Below are 17,348 nucleotides of genomic sequence, written 5' to 3' on the forward strand. Positions count from 1 at the left end.
GAGTTAAGGATGAAGCTAGACAGTACCAATGAACAAACTCAGTTAAATTCGATGCTTTATCACGACAATAGTGCATTGGCTAACATCAAGCATAGTCGTGATCAAGAAGGAGCACTTGAAGTCGTCGCAGGTCAATTTGAGGCAATGTTCCTACAAATGGTGTTACGCCAAATGCGTAGCAGTAGTGATGCTCTTGCTGATAAAGACAGCCCGTTTGCCAGTCAGCAACAAGGGGTATTCCGTGATATGTATGACGGTCAGCTGGCGATGGAACTAGCAAAGAAACAGAGCTCAGGCATTGCCAATATGCTCATCCAGCAGCTGAGCCCGTCTATGCGTGAGGTTGCTTTCGATGCTGCGCGCAACATCTCATCCGCTAACGATGGTAAAGCTTCGAATTCTGAATCTATCTCACAAGTAGATTCTAAAGAGGTGGAGAAGAATTCAAGCCTATTTAATACCGCTTCTCAAGCCGTCGCCTCTGTAAAACAGGTATTCGGTGAGGCCGGTATGACTACCGCGTTTTCTCAGCCGTTGATCAGAAAAATGGAGCTGTAAATGAACCTAGTTAATATTGCCCTTTCAGGTTTAGGCGCGAACCGTGTGGCCCTAGACGTAACCGCGCAAAACGTGGCAAACGTGAATACCGTGGGTTACAGTCGTCAACAAGCGTTGATGGCGTCTGTCGATGATGGTAAAGCCAATCGCTTAAGTCCAGGTTTAGGGGTAGAAGTCACTAGCATTCGCCGCGTTACTGATCAATTTCTGATTAAGCAAACGTGGTCGACTAACAGTATGGCGGCATACGCATCTGGATACACCAGTAACATGAGTCAGCTGGAGAATACGCTTGGTGCCGATGGTTTCAGTATATCGGCTGGCTTGGACTCGCTAAACGCTGCGCTTAACGATGCGACCGTTAAGCCGGAATCCATACCTTACCGCCAGCAGATCATTAACGAATCTGAAGCTTTGGCCCGCCGTTTTAATACGCTTACCGAATCTTTATACAATCAACATAAAGACATGAGCGATCAACGTAATGCAGCGCTTAACCACGCGAATAGCCTTATGGAAAATATCGCGAAGGTGAACAAGCAACTGGTAGAGATGCAAGGTACAGGTGGTAACCCATCACAGTTAATGGATGAACGAGATAGGTTAATCGGTGAGTTATCTCAAACCATTGAAATCAAAACAACACAGCAGCATGACGGCAGTGTTCAGGTCACACTAACCTCTGGTCAACCGCTTGTGATGGGTACGGACCATGGCAAACTGGAAGCCATTCCTGACCCGAGTGATCCTTACTTGGCGGACTTACACGTCACGTTCTCGAATCAAAGTTTTGCGATTGGTGACTCGCTTGGTGGCAAATTAGGTGCGATTAATGACTATCAAACCGAAGTGTTGAAACCAAACCAACTGGCTCTGAATGACATGGCGAAAGCTCTCGCGGATGAATACAACGCCGTGCTTGCGACTGGCAAAGACTTAAATGGCAACCCAGGTAAACCTTTGTTCAGCTATGACCCAGCAAACCCTGCAGCCAGTTTGGATATTACCAAGCTAACTCCAGATGAGCTTGCGTTCTCAAGTGATGGAACACCTGGTAACGCAGATGCGTTGCAATCATTGATCGAGTTAAGCAACAAGCCAGTGGCGGTATCAGGTTACGGCTCAGTAAGCTTGAACGATGCCTTTAGTTCAATGGTGGGTCAAACCGCAATTAAAGCACGCCAAGCTAATGCTGATTATCAAGCGAAGTTAGCCATGAACAAGCAAGCGCACGCAGCTCGCGATAATGTTAGTTCCGTAAACAGCGATGAAGAAGCGGCTAACCTAATGATGTTTGCTAATGCGCACAATGCCAACATGAAAGTGATCAGCACAGCAAATCAACTGCTCGATTCTATTCTGCAGTTATTCTAAGAGGAAAGTTTAGATGCGAATTAGTGACAATCAATTTAGTCAAATGATGTTGCACAGCTTGCAGAGCAATAGCGCGGGATTAGGCGAAGCTCTGCAACAGATGTCTACTGGCAAGCGCTTAACCAAGCTGTCTGACGATCCAATGGCTTCGATCAAGTTGCTTAACTTAGACCGAGAAACCAGTGCGATTGCTCAGTACAAAAACAACATTGAAAACGTAAAAACGACGCTATCGAGTCAAGAAACCCATTTAGATTCGATCAAAGAAAGCTTAAAAAGCATGCGAGACATCGCGCTTTGGGGTGCGAACGGCTCTCTTACTGACGAAAGTCGTGGCGGTATGATTACAGAGCTTAAGAGTTACCGTGATTCTATTGAGTCGTCTTTTAACGCGCAGGATGAAGAAGGGCACTACCTTTTCTCTGGTACTAAAACGGATACTGCGGCTGTAAGTAAAGCGAGCGGCAGCTACGTAATTGAAGGTAATAGTGACAAGCGCGTAGTAACAATTGCTAAAGGCGTCACGATGGATTCCAATATGACTGCAAAAGAAATATTGGACCTTGGGGGAGGCCATAACGTGCTTAACCAAATTGATGCGCTGATCAAAGAGTTTGAGAGCCCTACCGCCAACTTCAGAGCTGAAGTTGAGGCGAGTATCAGCGCTATCGACGATACTTTTTCAAACGTACTAGGGACCATGACTGAGATTGGTGGTCGACACAACAACTTAGATCTTGTTGGTGGCGCGCACAGTGAAAACAAGCTGTTCGTTGACAAAGTATCTGGAGACCTCTCTGCTCTGGACTATGGTGAAGCGTCGGTACGATTGAGTAATTACATGGCCGCTTTGCAAGCAACGCAAGCAAGCTATGTGAAGATCGATGGTTTGTCGCTGTTTGACCGTTTATAAGGTTAGGAAGTTCTTTTTATGGTAATGAGTACAGTAGAGGTTAGACCCCATAGCATACGCTTAGGTGGACAAGAACAAGCCTCTATCATGCCGACCCGTTCTGCAGACTCAAGTACGGCAATTAAACCGCGCCCGGCGCAAATTCAGGCTGACACTGCGTCAGCCTACTCTGTATCTGGTATTCAGCTTACGCAGGGTCAGCAGCAAGCCACGGCGGTTCAGATCGCGTCCAAATCGCTGCAGGTGATTGGCAAAGAGCTCACGCAAATTAAACGTGGTTTGACGCAAGCTATTAATCAAGGCGTACAAAATGTTCCTGGTTTGCAGGATACATTGGTTCGTTCTAAAGCCACCATCCAAAAAGTCGTTGAGCAAGCACGTTTCGATGGCCAGAAAGTCCTAAATAACGAACTGCACTTAAAACTGGATAAAGCGGATATTCGTCGCTTTTCTATTCCAGGTTTGAATGTTCATCGCTTAAGCGACAAGGCCGAGCAAATCCGTTTGGATTTTCCTCAAGGTCAAGCGGTGATGATTCAGTTTGATGGACAATCAGACGGTGAGCGAACGGTCAAAATGCTGGATCGCAGCTTGATTGCGTTAGGAATGCGAGCCTCATTAGCCGATGATGGCAGCATTTTATTTGAAGCCAGAGACAACGCTTATCAACAAATGCAGCAAAAGGTGATGGTAACGGGGGAAGGGCACCGATTCCCTGCGGGGCAGCCTAACGTTTTGAACTTAAAGTCTGAGCCAGATGGTATTGCGGAGCTCGGGTTTGATTTAGGCTCACGCGACGGCATCAAGCAGACGATTGCCAAAGTAAATCAGCATCTGAAACAAGTTCAAACGAGCTTGCAGGAGGCGAAAGCTTTTCATGGTGAACTGAATACTCAAATGCGTTCTATCCAAACCAAAACCGCACAGCTTTCAGTCAATGAGGTGAATGCAAAACTGGATGGATTCATGCAAAAGTCTGGCGAGTTTACTTCGACTTTTCAGGCATTGAATGCGCAAGCAAACGTGCGTCGTCATACCGTGGTCGCTTTACTGAAGTAACGAACACTCCAATGATTCCCGGCTTTACACTGTTATCGTCCCCCAATAACGAAAACAGCGCACTGTCGGGAATCTCTCTTTGACTCGTCTAGGGCTCGAGTGCTTTTGCCACCGAACGATTCAATTTCTGGAATAGCCATCCAAGTGCTATCAAAGATGCACCTAAGCCTAAGAAGCTTATTGCTCGCCAGAACCCATCCAGAGAGCTCACATCCCATAAGAATACTTTCAGTGCGACACCGGCAAGGACCACTAGACCGACACGCTGCATCATCAGCCCCTGTTGGGTCACGCCGCGCCAAGTCAGCAATCCACCTACGAGCAAGCCAGCCACTGAATAACTGAACAACTCTGCCATGCTGGTTGGCTGATACAGCATCATCGATGTGGTTTGCCAGAATTGACGGATAGACATCCCCAACCAAATGGCTGCAAGTAAAAAGCCTAGACTAGCAATCGCAAATCGATGAACTTGCAACGTATTCCAGCGTTTAAAGGTTGCGATAAGCAGGATGCAAGCTGGTAACAGCCAGCCGATACTCAGCATGTTAAAGATGGGAAGTGCTTGTGCCGAGACGTTATCAGTCACCAACGGCGATTCTGCCGTATTAAGCAAAATAATCAATATAGCGAACGCGCACCAAAGCAAGTAACTATAGATTTCGTAGATACGGCTTAAGCGTTGCGCAAATTGGCTGCGGTAGCTGTATACCAAACCCATAACTAATGCTTGATTGGCAAAGACTGCCGCACTTGTGAAGTCGATGTTCCCCAAGTAACCATATTGCCCCGTTAACCAGTAGTTAGTTTGGGTGAACAATGCCATTAAGAATACATGTAAAAACGCCCCTTCAAACCAGTTGGTCAGTTCTCGGTCCACTTGTTTTAGTGTTGAACGAGCATAAGACAAGATGAAGAGAGAAGGCAGATAACTCACCAGAACCCAAGCCCAATGCCCAGCTTCTACCGGTTGCCATTCGGGTATGAAAGGTAGCAGCGTGAGTCGGATAACCAGTATTCCCATTGCCACTTTAATCGCCCAACTCGCAGGTCGAAATAACCCGACTTGAGCCTGTAAGGCCATTATCGCAACTTGTATTGAGATTGCTGTTGTTAACCAAGTATCACTCAACCAAACAAAAGCGATACCTACGATTAAAGCATGCATAACGGCAGAGCATTCTAATGCCAACGAACGTGCACGCTGACCAAGCACAACGTAGTAAGTGGCCATCAATGCGCAGAATGCAGTCCAATACCACAGGTAGCCTTGCATAAATTCGTCAATATAAAACAACGTAATTAAGCTCATCGCGGGAGCCAGTACCAGCAGAAGCAGCCCACTGAGTTGCGAACGGTCACTAAGTGATTGGCAATATGTTCGATAGCAGATCAGCGCAATACTCACCGCCAATGCGAATAGGATGCTAGCTTCTCGCTCTAACATATACAGCGCATTAAAAGCGATGGTAAGAACAATCAGCGCGGTTGCTGAGACGAGAATGGATGGCAAAAATACACGTAATGACCAGCCTGTACGAAGTGCTGGTAGCCAGATGATCGCAACAAGCAGCGTATAACAGTACGCCATTTGTAGAGTGTTCAGATCCGGCATTCTGGTGACGGCAGAAAAGGTCAATAAAGCAGTTGCGAGAGCGGTAGCGGTCGGCGAGTTTGTCCACTTGCTTTGATAGTGACGAAAGCGAGGATTGAGCATCCAACCCATTCTCGGAACCGCGAAAATGAGATACAAAGTGATGGAGAGATAAATCGCGAGCCACGAGAACAACAGTTCTGTTGGTGTACTCTCAATCAACAGCAACATCCAAATGACATGTGGAATCGCGATACTTGGCGTAATCCATGACCTACGCACTTTTTGCATCAATAAGGTCGCCGCGAACGAAATTGCGCAGATGTATCCGGCTAACAAAAAGTAGTTGGGTTCATTACCCCCAATCCACAGTGGTGCTGTGTAGCCACCAATTAAGCCAAGCACGGCCATTAACGGCCCTTGTCGCAATGATAATGCTAAACTGAAAAATGCCGCTGAAGCCAAGATGAACAACGAGATACTCGGCGTTAGCATTTGATAAACCACAAAGGCAAAAATGACGGTGCAGTAAATGCCCGTTAATCCCGTACCGGTAACAGCAGCAGGAACATACGTAAAGCCTTGGGCTCGTGCTGCCCGTTGCGGATTCTGTTGTTCTTTACGGTGAAACCACTCGCCAACAAGCACCATAAGTAATGAGATCACAAAGGCAAAGGACACTCGCATAAATGGCGAAAACTGGATGTGACTACCAATCACCTGTACGAGATAACCTCCACCGATCAGCATGGCCAATGCGCCTACCCAAACCAACCAATTTTCTTGAATGTTGCTAAGCAGGCTCTGAACTTTACTCTGAAGGAATGACTCATTTTCTTGACTAAAAACATCCAGTTGCACTTCTCTTGTCTGGGCGTACCCTTGATTCGCAGCGCTCTGGTCCAAGTCTAGGTTGGCAGCTGGATCATGTTCCCCAGAGGATGAGACATTTTTCTGTGGTGATTCTATGTGAGGTGACGTCGCTACAGATGGTGTGTCTTTTTCGATGCTGGATTGTTGGTGCGCTTGTGGGTTTGAGCCCCCATGGACACTGGCTCGTAGTGATGTGACTTCCTCACGAAGTTTGGCTAGTTCTTTTTCTAAAAGTGCAGCTCGGTTGGCGGCTTTCACTCCGATGAGGATGGCGAGACACGCCATGAACAGTGCTAGTATTACGTACAATCCATTTCTCCTTGCGTACGTCGCGTGACCCACGATTCTTAACTTTGAGCACTTACGCTAAAGCTTAGTTCATGCTCTATGCCTTAGCCTCATATAGTGCTAGGTTCCGCGCTTTCTTTAGATTCGACAAAGTCGCACACTTGTGTGCCACTTTAAGACCTGATGAACAAAAATGAGTCGTTAAGTCATTGGGGGTCAACTATATTCATAATTCTGATGCGATCGCCAAATGACTTCAAACATGTGCGTTTCATAGCGATGTCATCGAAGGTCAGTCGTTTGATTTGCACGTTCGGTTGTTTCTATTTGACCGTAAGGCTGAATGTATTCGGGTATAGCGCATTCACGCGAAAAAAGACAAAAACAGGTAATTATTGATGCAAGTGGGTAATGAAGCGCTGGTGCTGTCAGCGGTTGGGGTTATTGGTTTAGGTTGCCAATGGTTAGCTTGGCGATTGCGTTTGCCAGCGATTTTATTTTTGTTGTTGGCAGGGCTGATCGTCGGGCCATTTATGCAGTGGTTAAATCCTGATGAGATATTAGGTAATTTGCTCTTTCCGTTGGTTTCTTTAGCGGTGGCAGTGATTTTATTTGAAGGCAGTTTGACCTTAAACTTTAAAGAAATTCGTGGCGTGAGTGGTTCGGTATGGAGCATTGTTTCCATCGGGGCGATCATTTCGTGGGCAGCGACCAGTATCGCAACACACTATTTCCTCGGCTTTACTTGGGAGCTTGCCATGTTGTTCGGCAGCTTAACCGTAGTAACAGGGCCGACGGTCATCGTGCCACTTCTACGAACCGTAAGACCTAACAGTACGCTTGCTAACATTTTGCGATGGGAAGGGATTTTGATTGACCCGCTCGGTGCGCTTTTTGTTGTGATGGTTTACGAGTTTATCGTATCTCACAGCGCGATAAATAGCGTCGAAGTGTTTGGGACGATCATTGCTGTCGGCGTCATGCTAGGTGCGGCCTCAGGCTATGCAGTTGCGACGATCATGCGTCGCTCTTGGCTACCGGAATATTTGCAGCCATTTGCGGTTTTGATGGTGGTTCTAGGTGTATTTTCGGTCTCTAACCACATTGAGTCTGAAGCTGGGTTACTAACCGTCACCGTAATGGGTATGTGGCTCGCAAACGCTAAAGACATCAATATTCAGCAAATTCTGCACTTTAAAGAGCATTTAACCATTTTACTGATCACCGGATTGTTCATCTTCCTTGCGGCTCGAATCAGTCTGGATGATTTTGCTGCGCTAGGTAGCGGTGCGTTATTGTTGTTTGTATTTATGCAGTTAGTGTCGCGTCCGTTATCGATTTTTCTTTCAACCTTCCGCAGCAACTTGCGTCTCAAAGATAAGCTGTTTTTGTCTTGGGTTGCACCGCGCGGTATTGTTGCTGCTTCGATTTCGTCTCTTTTCGCGATCAAATTGACCGAATACGGCATTGATGAAGCGATTTTACTGGTCCCTATGACCTTCATGGTGATTATAGGAACGGTCGTGTTACAAAGTGCGACGGCACGTCCTGTAGCGCTGACGTTGGGCGTTGCAGAGCCAGCACCACGCGGCTTCTTGTTGATTGGTGCTAACCGAGTAGCAAGAGAAATAGGGCAGGCGTTGTCGCGTTATGACCGTCGCGTATTAATGACTGACTCAAACTGGGAGTACATCAGTCAGGTTCGTATGTTGGGACTGGATTACTATTACGGCAACCCTATTTCTAGTCACGCGGACGACAACTTGAACTTGATAGGAGTTGGACAAGTGGTTGCATTAACGCCCGATCAGCATTTCAACATTATGGCTTGCATGCAATTCGTCGACGAGTTTGGGGAAGATAAAGTTCACTGCTTACAAAAAGTGAAAACCAACGGCAATGGCAGCGAGAAGCACTCCGTGGCTCAGGAGTACCATGGTAAATTGCTGATGGGCGGCAATGTAAGCTATACCCAGCTAGCCAGTATGTTAAGTCGTGGTGCCGAGGTTAAACACACGAAATTGAGCGATAACTTCACGTATCAAGACTATTTAGCGCATCACAAAGGTAGTTCAGTTGTACCGCTGTTCCATGTAGAAGAAAAAGGAAAAATTCAATTCTGTGATGATCCCGAACAGTTTGAACCAACGACGACAAGCACTGTTGTGTCGCTAATTCTGTCGGACAGCGTAAAGTAAACTACAGAGCAATGTGATCCATTTTCATCATGGGTATCGTACGCTGATTATCTCAATTTGAAGAGAAACTTGCCGGCTTGTTTAAAACGGAAAGCGAGTTTCTTTTCTTATAATGTCAGGGGCAGTCGAGATTCATTACTCGTTTCGGAAAAGTAATCCGGCAAATTCACAAAATTCGCATTGACGTTACTGATAAGGATCGCAATACTGCGCGACTGTTTTACTTTAGGGTGACATTATGGCTCCGCAAACTAACCGAAAAGATTTACACCTAGATGCTGTTTTACATCATGATATGAGCATGAAGCATAAAACGGCGGGTTTTGAGTCTGTCGAGTTTGAACACTGTGCGCTGCCAGAATGTGACTTTCACGCGATCGATTTATCGACAGAGTTTCTTGGTCATCAATTAGCGCTACCGTTTTTGATTAGCTCGATGACTGGCGGAGCAAAAGACGCAGAAACGATCAATTGTCGTCTAGCTGAAGCAGCAAGTGAATTAGGTATTGCCATGGGTGTGGGCTCGCAACGGATTAGCTTAGAAGAAAGTCAGCATTCGGGCTTGGGTAAAACCATTCGTGAGTTGGCGAAAGAAGTACCGTTGTATTCCAATCTTGGAGCCGCTCAATTGCTCGATAAAGGTAAACTCGATAATGCGCAACGTGCGGTTGAGGCGATTCAAGCCGATGCCTTGTTTGTGCACGTTAATCCAATGCAGGAAGCGTTTCAGAAAAATGGCGACCACAATTGGGTTGGTGTTTTCCAGGCAATTGAGATGCTTAAATCTCGCGTGAAGGTTCCTATCATTATCAAAGAAGTCGGTTTTGGTATTAGCGGACACGTTGCGCAGCGATTAATTGATGCTGGTGTGGATGCAATTGACGTTGCGGGCGCGGGTGGCACAAGCTGGAGTGCGGTTGAAGGGTATTGCCAAGATAATCCGAAAATGCAGCGTGCAGCCGAGCTTTTCCGCGATTGGGGTGTCCCTACAGCAACATGTTTGGCTCAAATCCGCGCACTGCATCCTACATTACCCTTGATCGCCTCGGGAGGTGTTCGTAATGGGCTTGAAGCGGCGAAAGCCATTCATCTGGGTGCTAATCTCATTGGGCAAGCAGGTGCAGTATTAAAAGCTGCGACGATCAGCACGCAATCTGTCGTCGATCACTTTGAACAAATGGCATTAGAGCTGCGTTTAGCGTGCTTTGGTACTGGCTCTTTTAAGGTTGGTGAGCTAACAAAAGCGCGCTGCCTATAGCTTTTAGAATGGCGCGCTTTACACAGTGTCGCTCAATAATTTTTCGGTGTCTTAACACGTAGACTGATAATTTCGTTATAGTTGATACAAAAGTCACTTCAGCTAGTGACGCCTTTATTCAGACACTTGAATGGGCATGTGTTGAAGAGATTGAGTTTAATTTTACTATTGTTTGCAACTGGAACCTTAAATTTATGAAAAAACTAGTCATGCTGATGTTGGCGGCTTCTGCTTTGACCGCTTGTAGTGATGAAGTGGGCACTGAAGGCTGGTGTAACGACATGCGCGATAAGCCAAAAACAGAATGGACAGCAGACAACGCGGTAGACTTTGCAAAGCATTGTGTTCTGCAAGATGGTGTCGGCAGCGAGCAATGGTGTGAAAACCTGAAAGATAAGCCGAAAGGTGACTGGACTGCAAACGAAGCGACCAGCTTTACTAAACACTGCATTTTTTAAGCACAGCGGAAAGCGCCTTTTCTGAGGCGACATTCTGTGAGGGAAACACCAAGCGTTATTGCTTGGTGTTTTTGTATCTAAAATAGCTCGATTTTTCACGTGTCGAGCGCACTTCCCTCTGAATGGAATGTTTTACATTTTCGTTTCATTTTTGAAAACCTGTATTGCCTGTCTTTAATTTTTCGTATTGCAATGGCATGGTGTCGAGATAGCCATCTAATTCAATTAGATTCATAACAAAAAGGAATTCAAATGGAAGTACTAAAAGGCTCATGTCTGTGCGGCAAGGTAAAGTTGGAAGTGGCAGATGAATTTAAGTACATGGGAAATTGCCATTGCTCTGAATGCCGCAAGTTCACAGGTTCTGACTATTCATCTGCCGGTGGTATTGCGTTGGATAAACTGCTTATTATCCAAGGGAAAGAAGATATTCAAACTTATCAGAAAAGCGAAAATACCATGCTATGCTTTTGTCGCCACTGCGGATCGAGCCTGTATTCGAAAAAGAACAATGGGATCGTCAATATTCGCCTTGGTATCTTGGATGACACACCTTCTCACAAGCCTGATTTCCATATTTTTGTCGCATCGAAAGCGCCATGGATCGAGATATCGGACAACCTGACTCAATTTGATGCAGGGCCCAGATAGTAGAGTTGTTGTAGATAAGTATTTAGAAACAGAGCGCGTTACAATACGCTTGCGACACGCTCTGTGCTTTTACTTTGTATATTAGAACGGAGACGACTATTTGGCGTCTTGTAGTTCTTCTAAGCCACCTGCATTGTGCAGATTCGTAAAGCCTTGTGATTGTAAGTATTGATACGCTTTGCCAGAGCGGTTACCACTGCGACAGTACAACACGATAGCTTGATCTTTATCGACGTCTTGAAAATGTTTATCAAGTTCAGATAAAGGGAAGTTGACGGCATTATCCAAATGCTCTTCAGAAAACTCTTGCGGCGTACGCACATCGACAATCATCGCGCCCTTGTCAATCAATTGCCACCCTTGTTCAGCGCGTTCAGAAGCCGACACGTTGGGTGAGAGGAAGCCAACGCACAACGTTGCAAGAAATAGAGATACGGCCTTTTTCATTGTTTGATTATCCTTTTTAAGAGTACGTAACCACTCTAGATTTGATTGAGCATATTTTCCATCATAAAGAGATGCTAAGTAGTTGTGAATGCGATAATTCGATAGAAAATTTTATTTAATTTAATAAAAAATTTTTATCAAATTCACCTCTTGAACTCTCATTTTTCGACCTTATTATTTTCATCGAAAGCGAGCTGTCGACTCGCAAATCCATCTTGATGTTTATTTTGTCTTTTATTTTTGGTTCCAAGTAGGAGGCACTTAAAAATGAAAATTCGTCCTTTAAATGACAAGCTAATTGTTGAAAGACAAGAGGTGGAAAATAAATCTGAAGGGGGAATCGTTTTAACTTCTCAGTCGGTGAAAAAATCAAACCGCGGGAAAGTCATAGCTGTTGGTTTAGGTAAACGTCTTGAAAATGGCGAACGCGCTGCGATGGAAGTCAAAGTGGGCGACCAAATCATTTTCAATGACGGTTACGGCGTGAAAACCGAGAAAATTGACGGCGCAGAATACTTAATTCTGTCCGAATCTGATGTGTTAGCAATCGTTGAGTAATTATTTTTGTAGTAGTTTTTTGAGGAGATAACCATGGCTGCAAAAGACGTATTATTTGCTAATGACGCACGTCAAAAAATGCTGAAAGGTGTGAACTTACTGGCGGACGCAGTAAAAGTGACACTAGGCCCGAAAGGCCGCAACGTTGTGCTTGATAAATCTTACGGCGCGCCAACCATCACCAAAGATGGCGTGTCTGTAGCGAAAGAAATCGAACTGAAAGATAAGTTCGAAAACATGGGCGCACAAATGGTGAAACAAGTGGCGTCCAAAGCGAATGATGAAGCGGGGGACGGTACAACGACCGCTACCGTACTGGCGCAATCTTTCATCAATGAAGGTCTTAAAGCGGTAGCCTCTGGCATGAACCCAATGGACCTAAAACGTGGTATCGACAAGGCCACTGAAGCGGCGGTTGAGAAACTACGTGAAATGTCTAAGCCATGCAGCGACAAAGAATCTATCACCCAAGTGGGTAGCATTTCTGCAAACAGCGATCGCGCGATCGGTGAAATCATTGCAGAAGCGATGGAGAAAGTGGGTCGCAATGGCGTGATTACGGTTGAAGAAGGCCAAGGTCTAAACAACGAATTGTCTGTGGTTGAAGGTATGCAATTCGACCGCGGTTACTTGTCGCCATACTTCATCACTAACCAAGAAAATGGCAGCGTCGAGCTAGACAACCCTTACATCCTATTGGTGGACAAAAAAGTCAGCAGCATCCGCGAGCTATTGCCTGTACTAGAAGAAGTAGCGAAATCTTCTCGCTCGCTATTGATCATTGCTGAAGACATCGAAGGTGAAGCGCTAGCGACATTGGTTGTGAACAACATGCGCGGCATCGTGCGTGCGACCGCGGTGAAAGCGCCTGGCTTTGGTGACAACCGTAAAGCGATGATGGAAGACATTGCGGTACTAACTGCTGGTACGGTCATCTCTGAAGAAATCGGCCTAGAGCTCGAAAAAGCAACGTTAGAGCAACTAGGTAGTGCGAAGAAAGTGACCATCACCAAAGACACAACAACCATTGTGGGTGGCGCAGCAGAAGCAAGCGCGATTGCTGATCGTGTGGCTTCGATTGAAAAACAAATCGAAACAACCACCTCTCAATACGATAAAGACAAGCTTCAACAACGTGTTGCGAAGCTTTCTGGCGGCGTAGCGGTGATCAAGATCGGCGCTGCAACCGAAGTTGAGATGAAAGAGAAGAAAGACCGCGTGGACGATGCGCTACACGCTACCCGCGCAGCGGTTGAAGAAGGTATTGTTGCTGGTGGTGGTGTTGCCCTAACTAAGATCGCGAAAGAATTGGCGGATCTAAAAGGCGACAATGATGACCAAAACGTGGGTATCCGAGTTGCGCTACGTGCAATGGAAGAGCCTCTTCGTCAAATCGCAACTAACGCAGGTGACGAAGCTTCTGTTGTGGCGAACGCTGTCAAAGCGGGTGATGCCGATTACGGTTACAACGCTGCAACAGGTGAATACGGCAACATGATCGAAATGGGCATCTTGGACCCTGCGAAAGTAACACGCTCAGCGCTTCAATTCGCTGCGTCTGTTGCTGGCTTGATGATCACCACTGAAGCGATGATCACCAACCACGTTGAAGACAAAGAACTTGATATCTAACGTCATCAACCGTTAGTGATTAAGTAAGCGTTAAAATAACAATAACATTGCAAAACCTAAGCGGGCTCGCTTGAGCCCGCTAATCAGTCATTTGAGGTAAGTGTTATGACCCGTTTACCTGCGTTTTCTTTCTCAATATCTGAGCCGGGCGGTAATGAAGCTTCGTCAACGTGGCCGACTGCTATTCACTTCCCCCTCGTTCCAGCTGGGCCAGAGTTTTCGATCGAAAATGCTCTGCCTAAACGTCCGACAGTGACGATATTCACTATCGATCTGTCTCAGTTATTTAAAGGGGACGCTCGGGTCATCCATTAACTGTATCGAAACAGCCAGCGCACGTTGGCTGTTTTTTTCTAATTTAAAGTATTGATAATGTAGATTTTTATTTGATTACTGCCACTTGTTCAATGATCAATTTGAACTGGGGTAATCGGACCGCAAGCGCACTACACCTTTAAGCCCAGCATTGCGCCGAAAATGATTAATCCCGCCCCACATGCTTGATTGAGTCGATGCTTAATCTTCAACAAGAAAGCTTGTAGCTGGGATGACGTGAATAAAACAGCAACGATAGAAAACCAAATACCATGCAGCGCAATCATATAAATCCCGTAAAACAAGGCGATGTGTTGCTGACTAGAGTCGGGAGAAATCACTTGGCTAAAAATACTCAGAAAAAACAGCATCGTCTTGGGATTGAGTAAATTACACAGAAATCCCTGCATGAAAAATCGCCACATTGAATACTCGCTCTGTTGAATGGTTTCTGAGTTTGACGCAGGCTGCGAGGAGAATATTCCTTTAATCCCAAGGTAGACAAGATAAGCGGCCCCAAGATAGCGCACGAGATTAAACAACCATTCATTTTGTGAAATTAAGTAACTGATCCCTAGCATGGAGTAAGCGATGTGGATGCTGATCGCCATGCTGATACCAATCGCACTGTATACGCCTGCTTTTCGTCCTTGATTTAAGCTATTTCTTAATACCAAAACAAAGTCTGCGCCAGGGCTAATGACAATAAGCACACCTAATAACGCAAGAGTTACAAATTCCATATCGATTTCCTGTTTGAATGATGAAGTCTGGGATGTAGCGGAATTGTAGGCGTCTTTATTACTGACTATAATCGAAAAACATTCCCATATTGGTGAGAAAAACTCACAGATGCGTCACCTGAAATCTTTTTATGTCTTCCACGTTGCGGCGAGTTCTTCAAGCTACACTGAAGCGGCTGACAAACTGAACATTACCCACGGAGCCGTGAGTAAGCAGATCAAGCAACTTGAGCAATATCTGTCTCAACCTTTGTTCTTCAAAGAGGGCAGGAAAGTCGTGTTGACGGCAGAAGGCGAATTACTCAAGACATACACAGAAACGGCATTCCAAACGCTAGAAACAGGCGTGAATACGCTTATTCAAGAGAAGCATCAGCATCTTGAAGTGTCTTGTGAACCGACATTAACCATGCGCTGGTTGATGCCAAGGTTGGCCGCGTTTAATGATGAACACCGTGCTGATGTTCGTTTGTCGACGGCTGGTGGCCCGGTAACATTAGGATCAACTGGGCTTTCGATGGCGATTCGTCGAGACGATTTTGCGCAGCATCACGATTACGACAAAACCATTCTTGTGGAAGAGTGGGTGGGGCCGGTATTTTCTCCTGAGTATTGGCAATCCATTAAAGACAATTTGAAAGCAGCTCGATTGTTGAATAGCCAAACCAGACCGAATGCTTGGGCGGATTGGCAGCAATCAACACGTTGTGAAACTTTCAACGGCAACACTCAGCAATCATTCGCGCATTTTTATTTTTGCATACAAGCCGCAGTGGATGGCTTAGGCGTCGCAATGGGATCGTATCCTTTTGTCATGGACGATATTAAGCGTGGTAATTTGGTCGCACCATTTGGGTTTTCTCCATCAAGTTGCAATTACGTTTTATTGAGTCAAGATAAAAAGCGTACAGAACTCGAACATAAATTTATCACGTGGTTACAAACGCAAATGGCAGAGTGTGTGCCACTGTCATCACAGCAGATTACGCAAGGCGAATAGAAGGCATAGAGCGAGATTACGTCAGTCAGTTTTATGGAAAAAGGCTTAGGAAATTGGAAATGGAAAACCTCAATATTGTTGAAATCAAATCATTTGTTCCGGCGAAAGATTACGCGCTATCAAAACGCTTTTATGAGGCGATTGGCTTTGAAATGGCGTCGGACTTCGGTGATGTAGCATACTTCTCTCAAGGTAGCTGCGCGTTTCTTTTACAGAATTTTTATGAGCCAGAACACGGCAATAACTTCATGATGCACTTGCTGGTAGAAGACGCAGAAAGTTGGCATCAGCACTTATCCAAAGTGGGTCATGAGGAATTTGGTTCGCGTTTGACTGAGCTGGTCGAGCAACCTTGGGGCATGCGCGAATGTTGTTTGTTTGACCCTAGCGGCGTTTTATGGCGAATTGGTCAGAACATGAATACTGACTAACGCCAGTCTTATTTTCACCACATCTACGCGCAGGTATTGAGATCTCGATATCTGCGCGTTTTCTTTTTTACTTAGCCTTGCCAACGTTTGTAGCGCACTCACGCCTTTTTCGAGGTGGTGTGCGATGGGCTAACGCCAAAAAACTCCTCAAGCAGCATGGCTTTGAGTTCTGCTCTGACTTCTGCGCCACCGATTAACGCCAAAAGTGCGAGTCCTCCTGGAATAAGGATGACCATTAATATCGGTCTTAAAATATACGAAAAGCAGAAGATGGTCGGGAAGAAAATCAATCCTTGGCCTAGTTTGTTTAATACGTACATGAGCGATTCCTTTTGTTTTTATATAAAATGAGCATGCTCAATTTTATAAATGAGCGCGCTCAATTTGTCAATCTCAACCACGCAAGGTATGATCCTTTCAGGCTCATTAAGCAGACACATCAATGACGAAGCGACAACAAACCAGAGATAAAATTCTAAAAGCCGCATGGGCATCTTTTGCTCAAAATGGCTATGACATGACGACCACAAGGCAGATAGCGAGAGAAGCAGGAGTAGCCGATGGCACAGTGTTTAGCCATTTCCCGACTAAACTGTCGATTTTGCGCGAAGGGATGCTGGCGCAACTGCAACAGATCAGCCAAGAAACGCTAGTCAGTGTGGAAGGTAAAACCGATATCGACATTGGTTTGGCGCTGACGGAGAAATACTATCGCTACTATTTTGCGAACGTTGAGCTGAGCCGAGCTTTGTTGAAAGAGGTGATTTGGGATTTGGATTATTATCAGTCGTTTAACCAAGCTTTGTTTCAATCTGTAAACGGAAGCTCCGTCCTTGAGGGAAAAATACCGCTGATTTTTGACTGCTATTTTATGACGTTAATCTCGCACTTGAGCCGTGCAGAACCGGATGTTGAAGCGGCACTTGAAGAGCTTCATGCTAAGTTTCAGCAAATCATTGCGACTGCATAACATGGCCCCAACGCAGGATCTGAAAGAA

18 protein-coding genes are annotated in these 17,348 nt (G+C 45.7%); 14 read left to right on the forward strand and 4 right to left on the reverse strand.

Translation table 11 applies throughout. The features are described 5' to 3' along the window. Window positions 1-9: 9 nt before the first annotated feature. The 4 genes from R7F07_RS16770 to R7F07_RS16785 are packed head-to-tail and all read left to right on the forward strand — an operon-like array spanning window position 10 to window position 3,904. Window positions 10-558 (forward strand): rod-binding protein, encoded by a 549-nt coding sequence (locus R7F07_RS16770; RefSeq protein ID WP_005374002.1) that lies wholly within the window; start codon window positions 10-12, stop codon window positions 556-558. Beyond that, window positions 559-1,932: a flagellar hook-associated protein FlgK gene (gene flgK, locus R7F07_RS16775; RefSeq protein ID WP_005374000.1), complete on the forward strand. Its 1,374-nt coding sequence runs from the start codon at window positions 559-561 to the stop codon at window positions 1,930-1,932. 13 nt (window positions 1,933-1,945) lie between these two features. Next, window positions 1,946-2,845: a flagellar hook-associated protein FlgL gene (gene flgL, locus R7F07_RS16780; RefSeq protein ID WP_005373998.1), complete on the forward strand. Its 900-nt coding sequence runs from the start codon at window positions 1,946-1,948 to the stop codon at window positions 2,843-2,845. Between the two features lie 18 nt (window positions 2,846-2,863). Then, window positions 2,864-3,904, forward strand: a complete 1,041-nt coding sequence (locus tag R7F07_RS16785; protein WP_005373996.1) for a flagellin — start codon at window positions 2,864-2,866, stop codon at window positions 3,902-3,904. Window positions 3,905-3,992: 88 nt separating this feature from the next. Here the strand turns inward: R7F07_RS16785 and R7F07_RS16790 are convergent, their stop codons facing one another. Next, window positions 3,993-6,656: a DUF2339 domain-containing protein gene (locus R7F07_RS16790; RefSeq protein ID WP_395233742.1), complete on the reverse strand. Its 2,664-nt coding sequence runs from the start codon at window positions 6,654-6,656 to the stop codon at window positions 3,993-3,995. Between the two features lie 401 nt (window positions 6,657-7,057). Between R7F07_RS16790 and R7F07_RS16795 the strand changes: the two genes are divergently transcribed. The 4 genes from R7F07_RS16795 (at window position 7,058) to R7F07_RS16810 (ending at window position 11,224) form a co-directional block, all read left to right on the forward strand. Continuing rightward, window positions 7,058-8,857, forward strand: coding sequence for a sodium:proton antiporter (locus R7F07_RS16795; protein WP_318110540.1), 1,800 nt, complete (start codon window positions 7,058-7,060; stop codon window positions 8,855-8,857). Window positions 8,858-9,095: 238 nt separating this feature from the next. Then, complete coding sequence (gene fni / locus R7F07_RS16800; RefSeq protein WP_225496508.1) at window positions 9,096-10,115, forward strand: type 2 isopentenyl-diphosphate Delta-isomerase; 1,020 nt, start codon at window positions 9,096-9,098, stop codon at window positions 10,113-10,115. A gap of 194 nt (window positions 10,116-10,309) precedes the next feature. Continuing rightward, window positions 10,310-10,573 carry a DUF3012 domain-containing protein gene (locus R7F07_RS16805; RefSeq protein WP_005373992.1) on the forward strand — a complete coding sequence of 88 codons (264 nt, stop codon included), beginning with the start codon at window positions 10,310-10,312 and terminating at the stop codon, window positions 10,571-10,573. 252 nt (window positions 10,574-10,825) lie between these two features. After that, window positions 10,826-11,224, forward strand: a complete 399-nt coding sequence (locus tag R7F07_RS16810; RefSeq protein ID WP_005373991.1) for a GFA family protein — start codon at window positions 10,826-10,828, stop codon at window positions 11,222-11,224. 96 nt (window positions 11,225-11,320) lie between these two features. On the opposite strand, the gene R7F07_RS16815 is transcribed toward R7F07_RS16810, so the two are convergent. Then, entirely contained in the window at window positions 11,321-11,671 is a 351-nt protein-coding gene (locus tag R7F07_RS16815; protein WP_225496497.1) for a rhodanese-like domain-containing protein, read from the reverse strand. 267 nt (window positions 11,672-11,938) lie between these two features. On the opposite strand from R7F07_RS16815, the gene R7F07_RS16820 reads away from it, so the two are divergent. From R7F07_RS16820 to R7F07_RS16830, 3 genes are all read left to right on the forward strand, one after another. After that, entirely contained in the window at window positions 11,939-12,229 is a 291-nt protein-coding gene (locus tag R7F07_RS16820; protein WP_005373989.1) for a co-chaperone GroES, read from the forward strand. A gap of 33 nt (window positions 12,230-12,262) precedes the next feature. Then, window positions 12,263-13,861 (forward strand): chaperonin GroEL, encoded by a 1,599-nt coding sequence (gene groL, locus R7F07_RS16825; protein ID WP_005388702.1) that lies wholly within the window; start codon window positions 12,263-12,265, stop codon window positions 13,859-13,861. 105 nt (window positions 13,862-13,966) lie between these two features. Continuing rightward, on the forward strand, window positions 13,967-14,176 hold the full coding sequence (locus R7F07_RS16830) for a hypothetical protein (protein ID WP_005373984.1): 210 nt from the start codon (window positions 13,967-13,969) through the stop codon (window positions 14,174-14,176). 131 nt (window positions 14,177-14,307) lie between these two features. Here the strand turns inward: R7F07_RS16830 and R7F07_RS16835 are convergent, their stop codons facing one another. Continuing rightward, window positions 14,308-14,919 (reverse strand): LysE family translocator, encoded by a 612-nt coding sequence (locus R7F07_RS16835; RefSeq protein ID WP_017635118.1) that lies wholly within the window; start codon window positions 14,917-14,919, stop codon window positions 14,308-14,310. Window positions 14,920-15,028: 109 nt separating this feature from the next. On the opposite strand from R7F07_RS16835, the gene R7F07_RS16840 reads away from it, so the two are divergent. Together R7F07_RS16840 and R7F07_RS16845 are read left to right on the forward strand one after the other, a co-directional pair. Then, window positions 15,029-15,919, forward strand: a complete 891-nt coding sequence (locus tag R7F07_RS16840) for a LysR family transcriptional regulator (RefSeq protein WP_005388706.1) — start codon at window positions 15,029-15,031, stop codon at window positions 15,917-15,919. A gap of 59 nt (window positions 15,920-15,978) precedes the next feature. Continuing rightward, window positions 15,979-16,350, forward strand: a complete 372-nt coding sequence (locus R7F07_RS16845) for a VOC family protein (protein WP_005373979.1) — start codon at window positions 15,979-15,981, stop codon at window positions 16,348-16,350. A gap of 98 nt (window positions 16,351-16,448) precedes the next feature. On the opposite strand, the gene R7F07_RS16850 is transcribed toward R7F07_RS16845, so the two are convergent. Beyond that, on the reverse strand, window positions 16,449-16,670 hold the full coding sequence (locus tag R7F07_RS16850) for a hypothetical protein (RefSeq protein ID WP_017635120.1): 222 nt from the start codon (window positions 16,668-16,670) through the stop codon (window positions 16,449-16,451). Window positions 16,671-16,792: 122 nt separating this feature from the next. Between R7F07_RS16850 and R7F07_RS16855 the strand changes: the two genes are divergently transcribed. Further along, the gene (locus tag R7F07_RS16855) at window positions 16,793-17,320 is read left to right on the forward strand and encodes a TetR/AcrR family transcriptional regulator (RefSeq protein WP_005373975.1); all 528 of its coding nucleotides are present in this window, start codon (window positions 16,793-16,795) and stop codon (window positions 17,318-17,320) included. Window positions 17,321-17,348: the final 28 nt, after the last annotated feature.

Source organism: Vibrio sp. YT-16, from assembly GCF_033337405.1.
Classification (GTDB): domain Bacteria; phylum Pseudomonadota; class Gammaproteobacteria; order Enterobacterales; family Vibrionaceae; genus Vibrio; species Vibrio alginolyticus.